The following is an 18,703-nucleotide window of genomic DNA, read 5'->3' as shown; positions in this document are numbered from 1 at the left end:
CGGCCGCGACCCGCGTCACGCCCGCACCACGGTCAGCTCCAGCCCGAGCAGGTCCGCCACCGCCGTCAGCTCGGCGACGCGGTGGCCGGTGCCCAGCGCCCAGTGGTGCGCGATGCCGCTGGCCGACCAGGCGTCGGTCCACTCCCCCGGGTCGCACCCGAAGTCGACGCGGGACGTCGTGTTGCCGATCCGCAGCAGCGGCCCGGGCACGACCGTGCCCTCGGACGCGACGAGCGAGAACGTGCCGTCGAGGCCCTGGGCCAGCCCGCAGAGCGTCACCGGCCCCTGCTTGACGTCGAACTCCACCGAGACGCCCCAGCCGCGCTTGCCGTGGTAGACACCCAGGCCGCGCAGCAGCGGCTTGCGGGCGCTGATGCCGAGGTGGGCCGGGCCGTCGTGGCCCATCTCGACCACGTTGTCGTGGAAGTTCAGCGCCTGCAGCTCGGTGAACGAGCCGCCCGCGCCGAGCCGGTCCATCAGCAGCATGGCCAGCGACGTCCGCAGCTCGTACTCGCCGACGGCGGGGATGCCGCGGGCGGTGAGCAGGGACGCGCCGAGGATGAACCCGGCGCCGACGCGCTCGTGGGTCTCGCCGTCGAGCCCGCGGTGGTAGTACGCGAGGGAGTCGAGGGAGAAGTCCTCGACGAGCCGGTCCAAAGCGACAGAAACGCGAGCACCCCAAGCGAAGTCTTCGTCCACAACGGACTCGTCCACAGTGAACACGTCGCACGCCAGGGCGACGCGGTCGGCCGTCTCGCTTTCGGTGACCTTCTCGACGCGCACGCGCAGGTCGTCGATCTCCAGGATCTCGACGTGCCCGCCGAGCTGGCCGGACACGAGCGTCGGGTCGGTCGAGACGTCCATCATGCCCGGGTAGAGGTGCCCGAGCAGGCCGTGGCGGCCGTGGCGGAACGCCGCCCGCACGCCCGCCGCTTTGATCCAGCGCTCGATCCGCGTCCAGGCGCGCGTGTCCTCCAGGTACCCGGACACCGAGCGGAACTCGACGCCGAGGCGGCGGAACGCGTTGGCCATCTCCGGCAGCGGGCAGGCGCCGCAGTAGGCCAGCCACGCGCCGGTGTCGAAGGACTCGTGGTCCATCGCCTCGGTGGGCTGCAGGTTCAGCAGCAGCACCGGCGCCCCCGACCGCTGGGCGACCGGCGCCAGCATGCTGGACGTCAGGTACGTCGTGAGGAAGCCGATGATCAGGTCGCACCCGGCGACCCTCAGCTTCTCCGCGGCCGCCGCGCTCTCCTGGGCGTCCGAGACGAACCCGACGTCGACGACCTCGCAGTCCATTCCGGACAGTCGTTCGGCGACGCGCCGGGCCGACGCCTGCAGCTGCGGCAGCAGCTTCGGGAACTGCGGCCAGTACGCGCCGAGCCCGCCCGCGACGAGCCCGACGCGGGTCTTGCGCGGCGTGATGCGGTCGAGGGTCATCGTCCTCCTTAGCGCAGGAACGCCGCGGCCACCCCGGCGTCCACCGGCACGTGCAGGCCGGTGGTGTGGGTCAGGTCGCCGCCGGTGAGGGCGAACACCGCCGCCGCGACGTGCTCGGGCAGCACCTCGCGCTTGAGGATGGTCCGCTGGGCGTAGAACTCGCCGAGCTTCGCCTCCTCGACGCCGTACACCGCGGCGCGCTGCGCACCCCAGCCGCCGGCGAAGATGCCGGAGCCCTGGACGACGCCGTCCGGGTTGACGCCGTTGACGCGGATGCCGTACGCGCCAAGTTCGGCGGCCAGGAGCCGGACCTGGTGGGCCTGGTCGGCCTTGGCCGCGCCGTAGGCGACGTTGTTGGGGCCCGCGAACACCGAGTTCTTGGACGAGATGTAGACGATGTCGCCGCCGTTGTCCTGGTCGATCATGGCCTTCGCCGCGGCGCGCGCGACGAGGAACGAGCCCTTGGCCATGACGTCGTGCTGCAGGTCCCAGTCGCGTTCGGTCGTCTCCAGCAGCGGCTTCGAGATGGACAGCCCGGCGTTGTTGACGACCAGGTCGATCCCGCCGAAGGCCAGCACGGTCGCGTCGATCGCGGCCTGCACGGCGTCGGCGTCGGTGACGTCGGCCGTCACCGCGAGACCGCCGATTTCTGCGGCGACTTCAGAAGCGGCGGAAGCGTTCAGGTCGGCGATCGTGACGCACGCGCCCTCGGCGGCGAGCCGCAGCGCGATGGCCTTGCCGATGCCCGAGCCGGCGCCGGTCACCAGCGCGATCCGCCCGGCGAGGGGTTTCGGCTTTGGCATCCGCTGCAGCTTGGCCTCTTCGAGGGCCCAGTACTCGATGCGGAACTTCTCGCTCTCGGCGATCGGCGCGTACGTCGAGACGGATTCCGCGCCACGCATGACGTTGATCGCGTTGACGTAGAACTCCCCCGCCACCCGGGCGGTCTGCTTGTCCTTGCCGAACGAGAACATCCCGACGCCGGGCACGAGCACGATCGCCGGGTCGGCCCCGCGCATCGCGGGCGAGTCCGGGGTCGCGTGCCGCTCGTAGTAGGCACGGTATTCGTCGCGGTACTCGGCGTGCAGTTCCTTCAACCGCGCGACGACGTCCTCCAGGGGCGCCGAGCTGGGCAGGTCGACGACGAGCGGCCGGACCTTGGTGCGCAGGAAGTGGTCCGGGCAGGACGTCCCGAGTGCGGAGAGGGGTGCGAGCTTCTCGCGGGCCAGGAACTCGAGGACGGCGTCGCTGTCGGTGTAGTGCCCGACGACGCGCTGGTCGGTCGACGCGAGTCCGCGGACCACCGGAGCCAACGCGGCCGCGCGCTGCCTACGTGAAGCGTCAGGCAGCGCCTCGAAGCCGGGGACGACGGGACCGAACGGCTCGGCCGAACCCCGCGCGGCCAGGAACTCCTCGGCCGTGCGGATGATGTCGAGGGAGTTGCGCTCGCACTCCTCCGAGGTCGCGCCCCACGCGGTGATGCCGTGGCCGCCGAGGATGACGCCGATGGCCTGCGGGTTGGCCGCCTTGACCGCGGCGATGTCGAGACCCAGCTGGAAGCCGGGACGCCGCCAGTCGACCCACGCGACGCGGTCGCCGAAGCACTCCTTGGTCAGGGCGGCGCCGTCGGCCGCCGTGGCCAGGGCGATGCCGGAGTCCGGGTGCAGGTGGTCGACGTGCGAGGCCTCGACGAGCCCGTGCATCGCGGTGTCGATCGAGGGGGCCGCGCCGCCGCGGCCGTGCAGGCAGTAGTCGAACGCGGCGACCATCTCGTCTTCGCGCTCGACGCCCGGGTAGACGTCGACGAGCGCGCGCAGCCGGTCGAGCCGCAGCACGGCGAGCCCGGACTCCTTGAGCGTCCCGAGGTCGCCGCCGGAGCCCTTGACCCACAGCACCTCGGTCGGCGCGCCGGTGACCGGGTCGGTGAGGTCGCCCTTGGCGGAGGTGTTGCCGCCGGCGTAGTTGGTGTTCCGCGGGTCGGCGCCGAGCGCGTTGCTGCGCGCCACCAGGTCCTCCGGCACGGTCATGCTCATGCTCCCCATCCGGCCTGCGTGCCGCCGGCGCGCTCGGCCACGATCTTGTCCTGGTACCCGCTGCGGTGGTAGGCCGCGACCGGGTCGGGGTCGAGCCCGTCTTCTTCGCGGATTTCGGCCAGCAGCGGCCTGACGTCGGTGTTGTAGGCGTCCATCAGGACGGCGTTGGCTTCGAGGACGTTGCCGGCCTGCTGGGCGGCGCGCAGGTCGTCGCGGTCGACGAGCAGCGCCTTGGCCGTCGCCTCCTGGACGTTGAGCACCGAGCGGATGATCGCCGGGATCTTGGCCTCGATGTTGTGGCACTGGTCGAGCATGAACGCGATGCCGTAGGCCGGGTCGAGGGCGTCGCCGCGGACGATCTCGTACATGATCCGGAACAGCTGGAACGGGTCGGCCGCGCCGGCCATCAGGTCGTCGTCTGCGTAGAAGCGGGAGTTGAAGTCGAACGCGCCGAGCTTCCCGGCGCGCAGCAGGAACGCCACGATGAACTCGATGTTCGTGCCGGGCGCGTGGTGGCCGGTGTCGATGCAGACCGTGGCCTTCTCGCCCAGCTCCATGCAGTGCGCGTACGACGTGCCCCAGTCCGGGACGTCGGTGGCGTAGAAGGCGGGCTCGAACAGCTTGTACTCCAGCAGGATCCGCTGGTCGTCGCCGAGCCGGTCGTAGGTCTCCTTCAGGGCCGCGGCGAGGCGGTCCTGGCGGTCGCGGATGTCGTCCTGGCCCGGGTAGTTGATGCCGTCGGAGAACCACAGCTTCAGGTCGCGGGAGCCCGTGGCGTCCATGATGGAGATCGCCTCGAGCAGGTGGTCGGTCGCCTTGCGGCGGATCCCGGCCTCGGGGTTGGTCACCGAGCCGAGCTTGTAGTCCTCGTCCTGGAAGACGTTGGTGTTGATGGCGCCGATCTCGACGCCGAGGTCGCGCGCGTACGCGGTGAGGGCGCCGTAGTCGTCGACGCGGTCCCACGGGATGTGCAGCGCCACGCTCGGCGCGATGCCGGTGAACCGGTGCACGGTCGCGGCGTCGGCGATCTTCTCTTCGGCCGTGCGCGGGACGCCGGGCTGCGGGAACACCTTGAAGCGGGTGCCCGAGTTGGCGTACGCCCACGACGGCGTCTCGATGCGCTGCGCCCGCAGGGCCTGTTTCACGGCCGTCATGTCGCGCAAGACGATCACTGTCCTTCCCGGACGGAGGGGGTTTCGAGGTGGAAGACCTCGTGCAGCAGCCGGAACCCCTCGTCGGGTGGGCCGCCGTCGAGGCCGGTGAAGAACTCCGCCATCGCCGCCTGCCAGCGGGTGTTGACCTCGGTGCGGGCCATCGCGGCCTGCGCGGCGGCGAGGTCGTCGGCTTCGACGTAGCCGATGAGCAGGCCGTCCTCGCGCAGGAAGAGCGAGTAGTTGCGCCAGCCCGTGTCGTGCAGGGCCTGGCGCATCTCCGGCCACACCGCGCGGTGCCGTTCGGCGTACTCGGCCGCGCGGTCCGGCTTCACCTGCAGGCAGAAGCAGTAACGGGGCATCTTCCGTAGTCCTTTGTGGACCCGCGGCCGGACCGGGGCGGCGATCCGGTCCGGCCGCGGGAGCTGATCAGAAGTTGAACTTGTCGATGTTGTTCGCGTCGAAGGTCGTCGGCGGGCCGAGGACGATCTCACCGCTCGCGCCGATGGTGTACTCACCGAGCTTGCCGGCCTTGAACTTCTGGCCCTCGGCGCCGGTGATCTGGCCGGAGCTGAGCGCGACGCCGGCGTACGCGGCGAGGTAGCCGATGTCGGCCGGGTTCCACAGCGCGAACTGCTTCACGGTGCCGTCCTTGACGAACGCGCGCATCTGGTTCGGCGTGCCGAGCCCGGTCACCGCGACCTTGCCCTTGTAGCTCGACGAGCTGACGTAGCGCGCGGCGGCCGCGATGCCCACGGTGGTCGGCGAGACGATCACCTTGAGGTTCGGGAACGACTGCAGCAGGCCCTGGGCCTCCTGGAACGACTTCTGGTCGTCGTCGTTGCCGTAGGCGATCTTGTCCAGCTTCAGGCCCGCGTAGTCCGGCTTGGCGAGCTCCTTCTTGAGGACCTCGATCCAGGCGTTCTGGTTGGTGGCGTTCGGCGTCGCGGACAGGACCGCGATCTCGCCGGAGCCGCCGGAGAGGTCCTTGGCCTGCTTGGCCAGCGCCTCGCCGATGCCCTGGGTGGTGGCCTGGTTGATGAAGACGTCGCGGCAGTCCTTGGCGGCGTCGGAGTCGAAGGCGACGACCTTGATGCCGGCGGTGCGGGCTTGATTGAGCGACGGGCAGACCGCGTTCGGGTCGTTCGCGGCGATGCCGATCACGTTCTGCTGCTGCTGGATCAGCGTGTTGATGTAGCTGACCTGCGACGACGCGCTCGCGTCGTTCGGGCCGACCAGCTTGTACTCGCCCTTCAGCTCGTCGAGCGCGGTCTTGCCGCCGCTGACCTCGATGTCGCTGTAGGGGTTGTTGAGCTGCTTGGGGAGGAACGCCATCTTGACGCCCTCCTTGGCCGCGGCGTTCGGGTTCGCCGCCGCCGTGGACTGCTGGGCACCGGCATCGGTGCTGTCGTTCTTCGTCGTGCCGCTGCAGGCGGCCAGGACGAGCACCAGCCCGGCCGACACTGCGCCGGTGATGAACCGTCGGGACATCTTCGTCACCTTTCTGGGGATACCGCGCCGGTAGCTGTGGCCCGGTTCCGCCGCCGGAGCGCCGTTCGGGCCGAGGACACGATGTTGGGGAGCAGGACCGACACGATCAGGAGCACGCCGGTCACGATGTTGAGCGCCTCGTTCGAGACGTCCTGCAGGCGCAGGGCGTTCTGCAGGGAGGCCAGCAGCACCACGCCGGCGAGCACGCCGGGCAGGGTGCCCTTGCCGCCGAAGATGGACACGCCGCCCAGCAGGACCGCGGCCACGACGGCGAGTTCGAGGCCGAAGCCGTTGTCCGCGCGGGCGCTGGAGTAACGCAGCGTCCACAGCACGCCGGCGACCCCGGCGACCGCGCCGCTCACGACGTAGAGCCAGAACTTCAGCCGCCCGGTGCGGATCCCGGCGAACCGCGCGGCCTGCTCGCCGGCGCCGGCCGCGAAGACGCTGCGGCCGACCGGCGTCGCGTGCAGCACCAGGCCGAACAGCGCCGCCACCACGATCAGCGGGATCAGGACGTTCGGGATCGGGCCGTCGCCGATGGTCCCGGTGACCCAGCTCGTGTAGTCGCGCGGGAAGTCGGCGACGGCGCCGTCGCCGAGGACGACGAACGCCAGGCCGCGGTACAGCGCGAGCGTGCCGATCGTGACGGCGAGGGCGGGCAGTTTCAGGACGGTGACGAAGAAGCCGTTCACCGCGCCGAGGATCGCGCCGAGCAGGATGCACAGCGGGATGATCGTCTCGATCGAGAGGCCCGCGTCCCACAGCGAGCCCATCACCGCGGACGTCAGCCCGAGCGTGCTCGCCACCGAAAGGTCGATCTCGCCGGTGACGATGATGAACGTCATCGGCAGCGCGATCAGCGCGATCGGCAGCAGGTCGAGCAGCAGGAAGGTGAAGTTGCGGCTGGTGCCGAAGTTCTCGACGGCGCCGGAGGCCACCAGCACCACGACGACCGTCACGAGCACGACCGCGGCGTCCCAGCTGAGCAGCCTGCCGAACCGGTTCCCGGTGTCAGACATGGGAATCCCTCTTCTTCAGTGCTTTGGCGACCCGGACGGCGACCAGCCGGTCGGCGCCGATCGCGAGCAGGATCAGCGCGCCGACGATCGCCTGCTGCCAGAACTGGTTGATGTCGAGCACGGCCAGGGCGCTGCCGATGACCGTGAGCAGCAGCGCGCCGAGGCCGGCACCCCAGACCGAGCCGCTGCCGCCGAACACCGCGACCCCGCCGACGACGGCCGCGGCGACGACGTTCAGCTCGTAGCCGGTGCCCGCGGCGGCGTCGACGGTGCCGAACCGCGCCGCGAACAGCACCCCGGCCAGGCCGGCGAGCGCGCCGCTGACCAGGAACGCGGCGCTGGTGTTGCGGCCGACCTTGATGCCCGCGAGCTGGGCCGCCTGCGGGCTGGAGCCCATGGCGTACAGCTCGCGGCCGGCGCGGTAGCTGCGCAGCACGATCCCGGCGAGCACCAGCACGACCACCGCGATCAGCACCAGCCACGGGATCCCGAGGATCGACGCCGTGCCGAAGTCCAGGAAGGACTGCGGCAGCTTGTCGGCGTTGATCTGCTGGCCGCCGGCCCAGAAGAAGCTGACCCCGCGGAAGGCGTAGAGCGTGCCGAGGGTGACGACCAGCGCCGGCACCTGGCCGAACCGCACGAGCACGCCGTTGAGCAGGCCGCAGACCGCGCCGACGACGATCCCGGCGAGCACCGCGACGATCACCGGCAGGCCCGGGTTGTCGCGCATCAGCGAGCCGACGGCGAACGCCGACAGGCCGAGCACGGACCCGACCGACAGGTCGATGTTGCGGGTGATGATCACGACCGCCTGCCCGACGGCCAGCACCGCGAGGATCGCCGTGCCGAGCAGGATGTCGCGGATGCTCTGCCCGGACAGGAACCGGGAGTTCTGCGTCGCGGTGAACACGACCAGCACGATCAGGGCCAGCACGATCCCGGACTCGCGGGCCTTGAAGACGTTCGCGGTCCACGACTGCCGTTCCCTCAGGGACTCCCGCGGCGGTGCGGCCACCTCGGTCGCGTTCACGCGGCGGCCCCCTGTCCCATCGCGGCGAACATGACCGAGTCTTCGGTGGCTTCGGCGCGCGGGAGCTCGGCGACGATCCGCCCCTCCCGCATCACCAGCACGCGGTCGGCCATGCCCAGCACCTCCGGCAGTTCGGACGACACCATGACGACGGCGACGCCTTCGGCCGCGAGCGACGACATCAGCCGGTGCACCTCGGCCTTCGTGCCGACGTCGATGCCGCGGGTCGGTTCGTCCACGATCAGGACCTTCGGGGCCATCGCCAGCCACTTGGCCAGCACGACCTTCTGCTGGTTGCCGCCGGACAGCGTGCCGACGGGGTCGCCGAGGCGGCGGTACTTGGTGCGCAGCCGCTCGGTCCAGTGCGCCGCCTCTTGCCGTTCGCTCCCGCCGGAGAGGAACCCGAGCTTCGCGAGCGCGCCGGAGCGCGGCAGCGTCACGTTGCGCTCGATCGACAGGTCCATGATCAGGCCCTGCTGGCGCCGGTCCTCGGGGACCAGCGCCATCCCGGCGTTCATCGCGGCCCGCGACGAGTGCGCCTTGAGCTTCTTTCCGTTGACGCGCACGACTCCGGCGTCACGTTCGTCCACTCCGAACACGGCTTGGACGACCTCGGAGCGCCCGGACCCGACGAGCCCGGCGAACGCGACGATCTCCCCCGCGCGCACCGAGAAGGAGATGTCGCGGAAGACGCCTTCCCGGGCCAGGCCTTCGACTTCGAGGACCACGGCGCCGGGTTCCACGTCCTGCTTGGGGAACAACGCGTCCAGGTCGCGCCCGACCATGCGGTGGACCATCTCGTCGACCGTGACGTCGGCGACCAGGTCGGTGGAGACGTGCTTGCCGTCGCGCATGATCGTGACGCGCTGGCAGAGCTCGGTGATCTCCTCGAAGCGGTGCGAGATGAACATGATCGCCGCACCTTCCTCACGCAGCGTCCGCGCGACCGTGAACAGCCGCTCGACCTCGACGCGGCTCAGCGCGGCGGTCGGCTCGTCCATGATCAGCACGCGGGCGTCCGCGCTCAACGCCTTGGCGATCTCGACGATCTGCTGGTCGGCGATCGACAGCCCGCGGGCCGGGCGGGCCGGGTCGATCCGGACGCCGAGCCGCTTGAACAGCCGGTCGGCTTCGGCGCGGATCGCGGCCCGGTCGATGCGGCCGAGGCTCTTGCGCGGGTGACGGCCCATGACGATGTTCTCCGCGACCGAAAGGTCGGGGAACAGCGTGGGCTCCTGGTAGATCACCGCGATGCCGGCGGCCTTGGCGTCGGCCGGGGAGCCGAACGTGACCGGCTCGCCGTCGAGCAGCAGCGTGCCGTCGTCGGGCTTGTGCACGCCGGCCAGCATCTTGACGATCGTCGACTTGCCGGCGCCGTTCTCCCCGACCAGCGCGTGGGCCTCTCCGGCGTGCAGGGGGAACGACACTCCGGCGACCGCCGCGACGGCGCCGAACGACTTGCTCACGCCGCGCACCTCCAGCAGAGGGGCTCGGCCCGGGTCCTGCCGCGTCATCGCGACCTCCGGTTCGAAGGGCTATTGAAAGGTTTCACAAACCTGGCGCGGTGACGCTACTATGCAGCCGAAGAACAAGTCAATGCATCCACCGAACCGTGGCCAAACGTCGTCGGGACCACGCAGTTGGTGGCGATGTTACGTTTCAACGGTGCGTGCTCAGGAGGGGGTCAGATGACGGTCCAGGAGTCCGGCGCCGAGCCGAGAGCGGCGGGCATGAAGGACGTCGCCGCGGCCGCGGGCGTCTCCCTCGGCACGGTGTCCAACGTGCTGAACCGGCCCGACCGCGTCAGCCCCGCCACGCGCGCGAAGGTCGAGGCCGCGATGGCCGAACTCCGCTTCGTGCGCAACGAATCCGCGCGGCAGCTCCGGGCGGGCCGCAGCCGCGTGCTGGCCTACGTGATGCTCGACGGCAGCAACCCCTTCTTCACCGACGTCGCGGCCGGCATGGAAGACGCCGCCGACGAGAGCGACCTCTCCCTGTTCCTCTGCAACAGCGCCCACCAGCCGTCGCGGGAAGAGGCCTACCTCGGCCGCCTCGAACAGCAGCGCGTGCAAGGCATCCTCATCACGCCGGTCGACCCGGACGCGCCGCTGCTGCACGAGATCGCCCGCCGCGGCACGCCGGTCGTCGTCGTCGACCGCACCCCGGACGGCACCGCGCACTGCTCGGTGGCGGTCGACGACGTCTACGGCGGCGAGATCGCCGTCCGGCACCTGATCGAGCAGGGCCACGAGCGGATCGCGTTCATCGGCAACCACACGACGGTCGGCCAGGTGCGCGACCGCCGTCAGGGCGCGCTGCGCGCACTGGCCGCGGCCGGCCTGGCCCCGGACCGCCTGGTCGACCTCACGACGACGGCGCTGACGGTCGCCGACGGCCGCGGCGCCGGCGAGCGCCTGGCGGGCCTGCCGTCGGCGATCCGCCCGACCGCCGCGTTCTGCGCCAACGACCTGGTCGCCCTCGGCCTGCTGCAGACGTGCGCCACGCTGCGCATGCGCGTCCCGGAGGACCTGGCGATAGTGGGCTACGACGACATCGAGTTCGCCGCGGCGGCCGCGGTCCCCCTCACCTCGGTCCGCCAGCCCCGCCACCGCCTCGGCCGCACCGCGGCGGAGCTGCTACTGGCCGAAACCACCGAAACCGCCCACGAGCACCGGCAGGTCGTCTTCACCCCGGAACTGGTGGTACGCACCTCGACCCTGCGCTGACCTGGCCCCCGTAATGGCGTGTTGATCAGGTGCGATGCCACAGTGGGTCCGTTGGGGACACACTGGAGCCGACGAGCGTGGTGCTCGCCCGGGCACGGAGGTCGGCATGGCGGACGGACGGCGGCTCTCGCGGCGCGGGTTCCTCGCCGCGAGCGGGGCCGCGTTCGGGGCCGCCGTCGTGGGGACCACCGTCGCCGGGTCCGCCGGGATGGGGGAACCGGACCCGGATGCCGTGCGGCTGGGCGATTTCTGGCTGTTCGGGCGGTACGAGGACGGCTGCGCCGACGCCGACTTCGACGAAGAAGACCTTTCGCCCGTGCAGCTCCCCCACTGCGTGACGCCGTTGTCGTGGACCGGCTGGGACCCGGCGTCGTGGCAGGACCGGTGGATCTACCGCAAGCACTTCACGGTGTCCCCGGCGATGGTCTCCGAGCGCGTCCGGGCTCGCTTCGACGGCGTCATGACCAACGCGGCCGTGTACCTCAACGGCACGCTCGTCACCTCCCACAACGGCGGCTATCTGCCGTTCGAGGTGGAGCTGCCGCAGGTCACCGCGGGTGACAACATCCTCGCCGTGGTGGTCGACGGGCGGTGGCAGCTCGACGTCCCGCCCAACCTGCCGCGGATGGCCGGCCCGTCGGTGATCGACTTCTACCAGCCGGCCGGGATCTACCGTCCGGCCACGATCGGCACGGTGCCGCGCACCCGCATCACCGACGTCTTCGCGTGCCCCACCGACGTCCTCACCCCGGCCCGGTCGCTGCGCTTGACCTGCGAGCTGGACACGACCGCCGCGATCGCCGAACCGCTGCAGCTCACGGCGTCGGTGAGCCAGGCCGGGCGCGAGCTGGCCCAGGCCGCCACGACCGTCGGGCCGATGCCGGTCGGGACGAAGACCGTCACGTTCGAGGTGGGCGGGCTCGGCGCGGTCCGGCTGTGGGACGTCGCGGATCCCGCGCTGTGTGACGTCACCGTGAGCGTGCGCTCCGGGCCGCGCCGGCTCGACCAGCGCGTGGTGCGCGTCGGGTTCCGCGAAGCCAGGTTCACCCCGGACGGCTTCTTCCTCAACGGCAGCCGGCTCAAGCTGTTCGGCCTCAACCGGCACCAGTGGTACCCGTTCGCCGGCGGCGCGATGCCCGACCGCGTCCAGCGGCGTGACGCCGAGATCCTGCGCCGCGAGCTGAACTGCACGATGGTCCGGTGCTCGCACTACCCGCAGTCGAGCGCGTTCCTCGACGCCTGCGACGAGCTGGGCCTGCTGGTGTGGGAGGAGATCCCGGGCTGGGGCCGCGTCGGCGACGCCGCCTGGCAGCAGCAGAACCTGCGTGACGTCTCCGCGATGGTGATCCGGGACCGCAACCACCCGAGCGTCGTCGTCTGGGGCACCCGCGTCAACGAGGCCGCCGGGACGACCGAGATGTACCTGAAGACCGGCAGGCTGGCGAAGCAGCTGGACCCGTCGCGCCCGACCAGCGGCGCGCTGGCCAGCACCACCGGCGCGCGGCTGGCGCTGCCGCCGGGCACCGACGAGCAGGTCCTCGCCTACAACGACTACACCGCGCACCGCGGCGCGCCGTTCCAGCTCAAGGCGCCGCGCCCCGGGGTGCCGTACCTGGTGACGGAGTCGATCGGCACGCTCGCCGGCGTCCGCGCGTACCGCCGGACCGACCCGAACGCCACGCAGCAGCTGCAGGCCGAGCTGCACGCGAAGGCCCACGACCTGGCCGCGGCCGACGACCACTACAGCGGGCTGCTCGCGTGGTGCGCGTTCGACTACCCGTCGGGCTGGCAGCGCTCACTGGGCGGCTCGAAGTTCGCCGGCGTGTCCGACATCTTCCGGATCCCGAAGCCGGCCGCGGCGTTCTACGCCTCGCAGGGCGACCCGCGGGTGCGCGCGGTCGTCGAGGCCGGGTTCGCGTGGGACGACGGGGTGCCGCTGCCGGGCCCGGGCGCGACGATCTGGTCGAACTGCGACCGCCTGGAGCTGTTCCTCGGCGGCCGGCACGCGGGCACGGCCCGCAGCCGCCGGGCGGACTTCCCCCACCTGGCGCACCCGCCGTTCGCGGTGGACGTCCCGCTGACCCGGGCCGAGCTGCGGATCGACGGCTACCTGGGTGACCGCCTGGTCGTGACCCGGCGCTACAGCGGCGACCGGAGCCGGGACGCGCTGAGCTGCGTCCCGGACGACACGGACCTGCAGGCCGACGGGGCCGACGCGACCCGCGTCGTCGTGGCGGTGACGGACCGCTACGGCACCCTGCGCGCGTCGGCGGGCGGCAAGGTGACGCTGGCGCTGACGGGCCCGGCCGAGCTGGTCGGCGACACCACGCTGGACCTCGCCGCGACCGGCGGCGCGGCGGCGGTGTGGCTGCGCCCGTTCGCGGGACCGGCGGGAACGCTCACGCTGACGGCCCGCCACGACACGCTGGGCACCACGACGGCCACGGTCACGACCCGCGCCCCGGGCGCGGCCCCCACCGCCGCCACCCGGCCGTGACCGCCCGCGGGTCAGGCCTCGCCGGTGAGCACGGCGGCGAGGACGGCGACCTGGCTCAGCGGCAACGTCGGGCTCGCCGTCAGCAGGGTCAGAGGGCCGCCCGCCGCGAGGTCCACCAGCCTCGCCAAGGCCGCCAGCTGGTCCGGCTCGCGCAGTTCCGCGCGGTAGCGCTGCGCGAACTCGGGGAAGCGGTCCGGGTCGTGGCCGTACCAGGTGCGCAGCTCGTCCGAGGGCGCCAGCTGGCGGTACCAGCCGTCCAGCTCGACCGCCCGGGACGCGCCGCGCGGCCAGAGCCGTTCCACGAGCACACGGGTACCGTCGGCGGGCCCGGCCGGGTCGGTCAGGCGCGCCACGCGGACCGGCGTGGGGTGCATGCGCGCATTCTGCGTCGCGCCCGCCCGCTCCGCCACTCCGGACGCCACCACCCGAGACCTGGGAGAACGCCGTGCGCAACCGCGTGACGCCGACCGGCGGGATCGTCGACGTCCCCCTGCGCGGCGCGTGGACCGGCAACCGCGGGGTGCTGCACGAGGGCCACGACATCGTCCGCTTCCACGCCGGCGACCTGTGGATCACCTGCGTGCTCGAGTTCCGCGGCCGGTGGCGCGAGCAGTGGCTGCCAGGCCGCTACACGCACCTGTACTTCCACGACGAGGCCGTCTCGTTCGCCGCCGGGCACCGGCCGTGCGGCGAGTGCCGCCGCGCCGGCTACACCGCCTACCGCGACGCCTGGGGCGGCGAGCCGTCCGCGACGGCGATGAACCGGCAGCTGCACCGCGAACGCCTCCACCGCGGCACCCACCGCCGCCGGCTGCACGAACTGCCCTGGACCGGCCTCCCGGACGGCGTCTTCGTCCTCCGCGGCGACGACCCGGAACTGGTCCTCGGCGACCACCTCACGGAGTGGACGACCACGGGCTACGGCACCCGGCGGCCGCGTCCCGCCACCGGCACCGTCCCGGTCCTCACTCCCCCGGCGACGATCGCCGTGCTGCGCGCCGGCTACCCCGTGCAGATCGACGACACCGCGCGCTGAACCGAGGCTTGCGGGCCGGACCGTCCCGACCGAGACTGCCGGGATGGATCAGGTCACCGCCGCCCTCGTCGACCGCGCCCGGCAGCACGCGCTGGGCGATCTCCTCCGCCGCACCGCGCTGCGGCTGCCGGACAAGCTCGCCGTCGTCTCCGGGGACACGCGGCTCACCTTCGCCGAGTTCGAAGCCGCCGCCAACCGCTGCGCCCACGCCCTCGCCGCGCGCGGCCTGCGCAAGGGCGACCGGCTTGCGCTGCTGAGCCACAACTGCTGGCAGTATGGCGTGCTGGCCTTCGCCACCGCGAAACTCGGCGTGCTCCTGGTCCCGGTCAACTTCATGCTCGGCGCCGACGAGGTCGCCTACATCCTCCGCCACGCCGAAGCCGCCGCCTTCGTCACCGAGGACGCCCTCGAAGCGACCGCCGCCGAGGCCCTCGAACTGTCGGGGTTGAGCGACGTCGTCCGCGGCCGGATCGGCTCCGGCGGCAGCTGGGAGGACATCGGCACGTGGCTGTCCGAAGGAGACGATCAGGCCCCGGACGTCGTCGTCGCCGACGACGACCCGCTGCGGCTGATGTACACCTCCGGGACCGAGTCGCGGCCGAAGGGCGTGCTGCTGTCGAGCCGGTCCCTGATCGCGCAGTACGTCTCGTGCGTGATCGACGGCGGGATGAGCGCCGACGACGTCGAGGTGCACTCGCTCCCGCTCTACCACTGCGCGCAGCTGGACTGCTTCTTCTCCGTCGACGTCTACCTCGGCGCCACCAGTGTCATCCTGCCCGGCCCGGATCCCGCGGCGCTGCTCGCGGCCGTCGAACGGGAGCGGGCGACGAAGCTGTTCGCCCCGCCGACCGTGTGGATCTCCTTGCTGCGTCACGAAAACTTCGACCGCACCGACCTGTCGAGCCTGCGAAATGGGTACTACGGCGCGTCGGCGATGCCGGTCGAGGTCCTGCGCGAGCTGCGACGACGGCTGCCGGACGTCGCGTTCTGGAACTTCTACGGCCAGACGGAAATGGCGCCGCTGGCCACGATCCTGCGCCCGGACGAACAGCTCCCCCACGCCGGCTCGGCCGGGCGGGCGTCGCTCAACGTCGAGACGCGCATCGTCGACGACGAGGACGTCCCGGTGGCGCCGGGCGTCGTCGGCGAGATCGTGCACCGCAGCCCGCACGCCACCCTCGGCTACTACCGGGACGAGGAGAAGACGGCGGAGGCGTTCCGCGCGGGCTGGTTCCACTCCGGCGACCTCGGGGTCGTCGACGAGGACGGCTACCTGTCCGTCGTGGACCGCAAGAAGGACATGATCAAGACCGGCGGCGAGAACGTCGCGAGCCGCGAGGTCGAAGAAGCCCTGTACCTGCTGGACGGCGTCGCCGAGGTCGCGGTGTTCGGGATCGGCCATCCACACTGGATCGAAGCCGTCACCGCGGTGGTCGTGCCACGCGAAAACGTCGAACTGACGGCGGCGCAGGTGATCGACCACGCCCGCACGCGGCTGGCCGGTTACAAATGTCCCAAGTACGTCGTGTTCGCGGACCGGCTTCCCAAGAACCCCAGCGGAAAGATCGTGAAGCGCGAACTGCGGGAGCGACACGCCGGACTGGCCAAGCAGGACTGAACGACCGAATTCCCCTTGATTGACAAGGAAAGCCACGGTTAACGCTGTACAAGAACGCGTCGGCGCGCGGGAACACCAGCCCGGCCGTCCACCAGGGCCGACCGGCCCGGGACCGGGATGTCCAAAAGCCGTGGCGCGGCCCGTCCGTCGGGTCTAGTAATGAGGCCGTCGTCGTTTCCGGCGGCGGAACCCGAGGGGAAGAGGTACAGATCGTGTCCGTTTTCATCGCCGTCCTGCTCGCGCTGGGCGCCGGGCTGCTCGTCGGCGGCCGGGTCCACCACGCCAGGGAGGCCCGCTCCAACTACTCCGCCTACCGCGCCCGGACGGCCAAGGGCTTCGGGGAGATGATCCGCAGCGTCGTCGCCGCCGGCATCGCGGTGATCGGCGCCGTCGCGCTGCTGGTCATCCTGCTCAACGTGCTCCAGCAGGCGTAACCGCACGAACCCGACTCATGGCGGGTTGTTGCCACCGGACCCGCAGAGGACGCTTTCCAAGGCTCCGAGGTGCGGGGCCGCGAAAGGACGACCTCATGAGATCGAGGGTGCTTTCCGCTGCGCTCGGTGTGGCCGCAGGCCTGCTGGGCACAGTCGCCGTCGCCGCGCCGGCGCAAGCCGCCGCCGCGGTCTGCGGCGACCAGCTCGTCGGCAACGGCGGGTTCGAGAGCGGCACCACGCCGTGGACCCAGACCAGTGGTGTCATCTCCGCGGCGACCACCGCGGAACCGGCCCACGGCGGGACGATGGACGCCTGGCTGGACGGCTACGGCACCACCCACACCGACACCCTGTCCCAGGCCCTGACGCTCCCGGCCGGCTGCGCGACGGCCAGCCTGACCTGGTGGTCGCACGTCGACACCAAGGAGACGTCGACGACGACCGCCTACGACAAGCTCGTGGTGCAGGCCGGGACCGACACCCTCGCGAGCTACTCGAACCTCGACAAGAACACCGGCTACGTCCAGCGCACCGTGGACGTCTCGCGCTACCTCGGGCAGACCGTGACCCTCAAGGTCACCGGCACCGAGGACTCGAGCCTGGCCACCAACTTCCTGCTCGACGACTTCGCCCTGACCACGACCGGCACGTCGAACCCGCAGTCCCCGGTCGTCACCTCGCCCGGCAGCCAGACCACCGCCGCCGGCCAGGCGGTGTCGCTGCAGGTCCAGGCCACCGACCCGCAGAACGACGCGCTGACCTGGACCGCGACCGGCCTGCCCGCCGGGCTGGCCATCGGCGCGAGCACCGGCAAGATCACCGGCACGCCGACCACCGCCGGCACGTCGTCGGTCACCGTCACGGCCAAGGACCCGGGCGGCAACAGCGGCAGCGCCACGTTCTCGTGGACGATCGGCTCGGCCCCCGCCGACTCGACGCGCACGCCGATCAACCCGGCCTACACCGTGAACCTGACGTCGAACACCGCCGGCGACACCTGGAACGGGCACCAGTCCGTCAGCTTCACCAACGGCTCGCCGACCGCGCTGCCCGAGGTCTACCTGCGGCTCTGGGACAACTACCACGGCACCTGCCCGACGACGCCGATCACGGTCACCAACGTCACCGGCGGCACGGCGTCGGCGCTGAGCGTGAACTGCACCGCGCTCAAGATCACGCTGCCTGCCCCGCTGGCCCAGGGCCAGTCGGCGTCGATCGGGTTCGACCTGAAGATCGTCGTGCCCAGCGGCGCCGACCGGTTCGGCCACGACGGCGCCTTCAACATGATCGGCAACGCCCTGCCGATCCTGGCGGTCCGCGACGGCGCGGGCTGGCACCTCGACCCCTACACCAACAACGGCGAGGCGTTCTACAGCCTGATCAGCGACTTCGACGTCACCCTCGTGCACCCGAGCACGGTGCTGACCCCCGCCACCGGCACGTCGACCGAGACGACCAGCGGCAGCACGACGACCACCCACGCCGTCGCGAACAAGGTGCGTGACTTCGCCTGGGGCGCCGGGCCGTTCGCGAAGATCAGCACGACGTCCGGCAAGGGCGTGCGGGTCAACGTCTACTCGGTCAGCGGGATCTCCACGAGCAGCGCGAACCAGATGCTGAGCCTGGCCGCCGACTCCATCGACGTCCACTCGGGCCGCTTCGGCGACTACCCGTACGGCGAGGTGGACGTGGTGCTGGACAACAACTTCTGGTTCGGCGGCATGGAGTACCCGGGCTTCGTGATGGACCTCGTGTCGACCACGGCGCTCCCGCACGAGCTGGCCCACCAGTGGTTCTACGGGATCGTCGGCGACGACGAGTACAACTCGCCGTGGCTCGACGAGAGCTTCACCGACTACGCCACCGACCTCTACCGCGGCGTCACCGGCAGCGGCTGCGGCATCACGTGGCAGTCGAGCGCGGAGAAGCTGACCAACTCGATGGCGTACTGGGACGCGCATTCGTCGCGGTACTCCACCGTGGTCTACAACTACGGCAAGTGCACCCTGCACGACCTGCGGCGGCTCATCGGTGACACGCCGATGGCGAACCTGCTGAAGTCGTACGCGCAGTCGCACTGGTACGGGGTGTCGACGACGGCCGAGTTCAAGGCCGCGGCGCAGGCGGCGGCCGGGTCGACCGACCTGACGTCGTTCTGGGCGTCACATCGGGTTGAGGGATAGCGCTGTGGGCTAAATCGGTTGGCTCCCCGCCCGTGCGTCCGGCACGCT

At 71.4% G+C, this 18,703-nt stretch carries 15 protein-coding genes; 6 read left to right on the top strand and 9 right to left on the bottom strand.

The annotated features are described in order from the left end of the window. Nucleotides 1-15: 15 nt before the first annotated feature. From MUY22_RS35745 to MUY22_RS35710, 8 genes are all read right to left on the bottom strand, one after another. Nucleotides 16-1,437 carry an L-fucose/L-arabinose isomerase family protein gene (locus MUY22_RS35745; protein ID WP_247051589.1) on the bottom strand — a complete coding sequence of 474 codons (1,422 nt, stop codon included), beginning with the start codon at nt 1,435-1,437 and terminating at the stop codon, nt 16-18. Between the two features lie 8 nt (nt 1,438-1,445). Then, the gene (locus MUY22_RS35740) at nt 1,446-3,464 is read right to left on the bottom strand and encodes a bifunctional aldolase/short-chain dehydrogenase (RefSeq protein ID WP_247051588.1); all 2,019 of its coding nucleotides are present in this window, start codon (nt 3,462-3,464) and stop codon (nt 1,446-1,448) included. A gap of 2 nt (nt 3,465-3,466) precedes the next feature. Further along, complete coding sequence (gene rhaI / locus MUY22_RS35735) at nt 3,467-4,624, bottom strand: L-rhamnose isomerase (protein WP_247051587.1); 1,158 nt, start codon at nt 4,622-4,624, stop codon at nt 3,467-3,469. A gap of 14 nt (nt 4,625-4,638) precedes the next feature. Continuing rightward, entirely contained in the window at nt 4,639-4,983 is a 345-nt protein-coding gene (locus MUY22_RS35730) for an L-rhamnose mutarotase (RefSeq protein WP_247051586.1), read from the bottom strand. A gap of 67 nt (nt 4,984-5,050) precedes the next feature. Next, nucleotides 5,051-6,112 (bottom strand): rhamnose ABC transporter substrate-binding protein, encoded by a 1,062-nt coding sequence (gene rhaS, locus MUY22_RS35725; RefSeq protein WP_247051585.1) that lies wholly within the window; start codon nt 6,110-6,112, stop codon nt 5,051-5,053. A gap of 5 nt (nt 6,113-6,117) precedes the next feature. Further along, nucleotides 6,118-7,131 (bottom strand): ABC transporter permease, encoded by a 1,014-nt coding sequence (locus MUY22_RS35720; RefSeq protein WP_247051584.1) that lies wholly within the window; start codon nt 7,129-7,131, stop codon nt 6,118-6,120. After that, a complete protein-coding gene (locus tag MUY22_RS35715) occupies nt 7,124-8,161 on the bottom strand; it encodes an ABC transporter permease (protein ID WP_247051583.1) in 1,038 nt (345 codons plus the stop codon). Before MUY22_RS35715 ends, MUY22_RS35720 begins: the two co-directional genes overlap by 8 nt. After that, nucleotides 8,158-9,675, bottom strand: coding sequence for a sugar ABC transporter ATP-binding protein (locus tag MUY22_RS35710; RefSeq protein ID WP_247051582.1), 1,518 nt, complete (start codon nt 9,673-9,675; stop codon nt 8,158-8,160). Before MUY22_RS35710 ends, MUY22_RS35715 begins: the two co-directional genes overlap by 4 nt. Before the next feature lie 174 nt (nt 9,676-9,849). Here MUY22_RS35710 and MUY22_RS35705 point away from each other — a divergent pair, with 174 nt between their 5' ends. Together MUY22_RS35705 and MUY22_RS35700 are read left to right on the top strand one after the other, a co-directional pair. Continuing rightward, on the top strand, nt 9,850-10,887 hold the full coding sequence (locus MUY22_RS35705; RefSeq protein WP_247051581.1) for a LacI family DNA-binding transcriptional regulator: 1,038 nt from the start codon (nt 9,850-9,852) through the stop codon (nt 10,885-10,887). 106 nt (nt 10,888-10,993) lie between these two features. Then, nucleotides 10,994-13,384 carry a glycoside hydrolase family 2 TIM barrel-domain containing protein gene (locus MUY22_RS35700; protein WP_247051580.1) on the top strand — a complete coding sequence of 797 codons (2,391 nt, stop codon included), beginning with the start codon at nt 10,994-10,996 and terminating at the stop codon, nt 13,382-13,384. 11 nt (nt 13,385-13,395) lie between these two features. Here the strand turns inward: MUY22_RS35700 and MUY22_RS35695 are convergent, their stop codons facing one another. Beyond that, nucleotides 13,396-13,758, bottom strand: coding sequence for a DUF488 domain-containing protein (locus MUY22_RS35695; RefSeq protein WP_247051579.1), 363 nt, complete (start codon nt 13,756-13,758; stop codon nt 13,396-13,398). 71 nt (nt 13,759-13,829) lie between these two features. Here MUY22_RS35695 and MUY22_RS35690 point away from each other — a divergent pair, with 71 nt between their 5' ends. The 4 genes from MUY22_RS35690 to MUY22_RS35675 all read left to right on the top strand — a co-directional run bounded on the left by MUY22_RS35690 (nt 13,830) and on the right by MUY22_RS35675 (nt 18,655). Further along, on the top strand, nt 13,830-14,420 hold the full coding sequence (locus MUY22_RS35690; RefSeq protein WP_247051578.1) for a hypothetical protein: 591 nt from the start codon (nt 13,830-13,832) through the stop codon (nt 14,418-14,420). A 43-nt stretch (nt 14,421-14,463) separates the two neighbouring features. Further along, nucleotides 14,464-16,038 carry an acyl-CoA synthetase gene (locus tag MUY22_RS35685; protein WP_247051577.1) on the top strand — a complete coding sequence of 525 codons (1,575 nt, stop codon included), beginning with the start codon at nt 14,464-14,466 and terminating at the stop codon, nt 16,036-16,038. 212 nt (nt 16,039-16,250) lie between these two features. Beyond that, nucleotides 16,251-16,472 (top strand): hypothetical protein, encoded by a 222-nt coding sequence (locus MUY22_RS35680; protein ID WP_247051576.1) that lies wholly within the window; start codon nt 16,251-16,253, stop codon nt 16,470-16,472. A 107-nt stretch (nt 16,473-16,579) separates the two neighbouring features. Beyond that, complete coding sequence (locus MUY22_RS35675; protein WP_371827704.1) at nt 16,580-18,655, top strand: putative Ig domain-containing protein; 2,076 nt, start codon at nt 16,580-16,582, stop codon at nt 18,653-18,655. Nucleotides 18,656-18,703: the final 48 nt, after the last annotated feature.

Origin of the sequence: Amycolatopsis sp. WQ 127309 (assembly GCF_023023025.1) — a bacterium.
Taxonomy (GTDB): Bacteria; Actinomycetota; Actinomycetes; order Mycobacteriales; family Pseudonocardiaceae; genus Amycolatopsis.
The sequence above is the reverse complement of the archived record's forward strand: the minus strand, read 5'-3'. Positions and strand labels throughout refer to the sequence as shown.

Bases quoted from the DNA above. Each gene is read 5' to 3' on its own strand.
- MUY22_RS35745 (WP_247051589.1), bottom strand. From the start codon at position 1,437: ATGACCCTCGACCGCATCACGCCGCGCAAGACCCGCGTCGGGCTCGTC.
- MUY22_RS35740 (WP_247051588.1), bottom strand. From the start codon at position 3,464: ATGACCGTGCCGGAGGACCTGGTGGCGCGCAGCAACGCGCTCGGCGCC.
- rhaI (WP_247051587.1), bottom strand. From the start codon at position 4,624: ATGACGGCCGTGAAACAGGCCCTGCGGGCGCAGCGCATCGAGACGCCG.
- MUY22_RS35730 (WP_247051586.1), bottom strand. From the start codon at position 4,983: ATGCCCCGTTACTGCTTCTGCCTGCAGGTGAAGCCGGACCGCGCGGCC.
- rhaS (WP_247051585.1), bottom strand. From the start codon at position 6,112: ATGTCCCGACGGTTCATCACCGGCGCAGTGTCGGCCGGGCTGGTGCTC.
- MUY22_RS35720 (WP_247051584.1), bottom strand. From the start codon at position 7,131: ATGTCTGACACCGGGAACCGGTTCGGCAGGCTGCTCAGCTGGGACGCC.
- MUY22_RS35710 (WP_247051582.1), bottom strand. From the start codon at position 9,675: ATGACGCGGCAGGACCCGGGCCGAGCCCCTCTGCTGGAGGTGCGCGGC.
- MUY22_RS35705 (WP_247051581.1), top strand. From the start codon at position 9,850: ATGACGGTCCAGGAGTCCGGCGCCGAGCCGAGAGCGGCGGGCATGAAG.
- MUY22_RS35700 (WP_247051580.1), top strand. From the start codon at position 10,994: ATGGCGGACGGACGGCGGCTCTCGCGGCGCGGGTTCCTCGCCGCGAGC.
- MUY22_RS35695 (WP_247051579.1), bottom strand. From the start codon at position 13,758: ATGCACCCCACGCCGGTCCGCGTGGCGCGCCTGACCGACCCGGCCGGG.
- MUY22_RS35685 (WP_247051577.1), top strand. From the start codon at position 14,464: ATGGATCAGGTCACCGCCGCCCTCGTCGACCGCGCCCGGCAGCACGCG.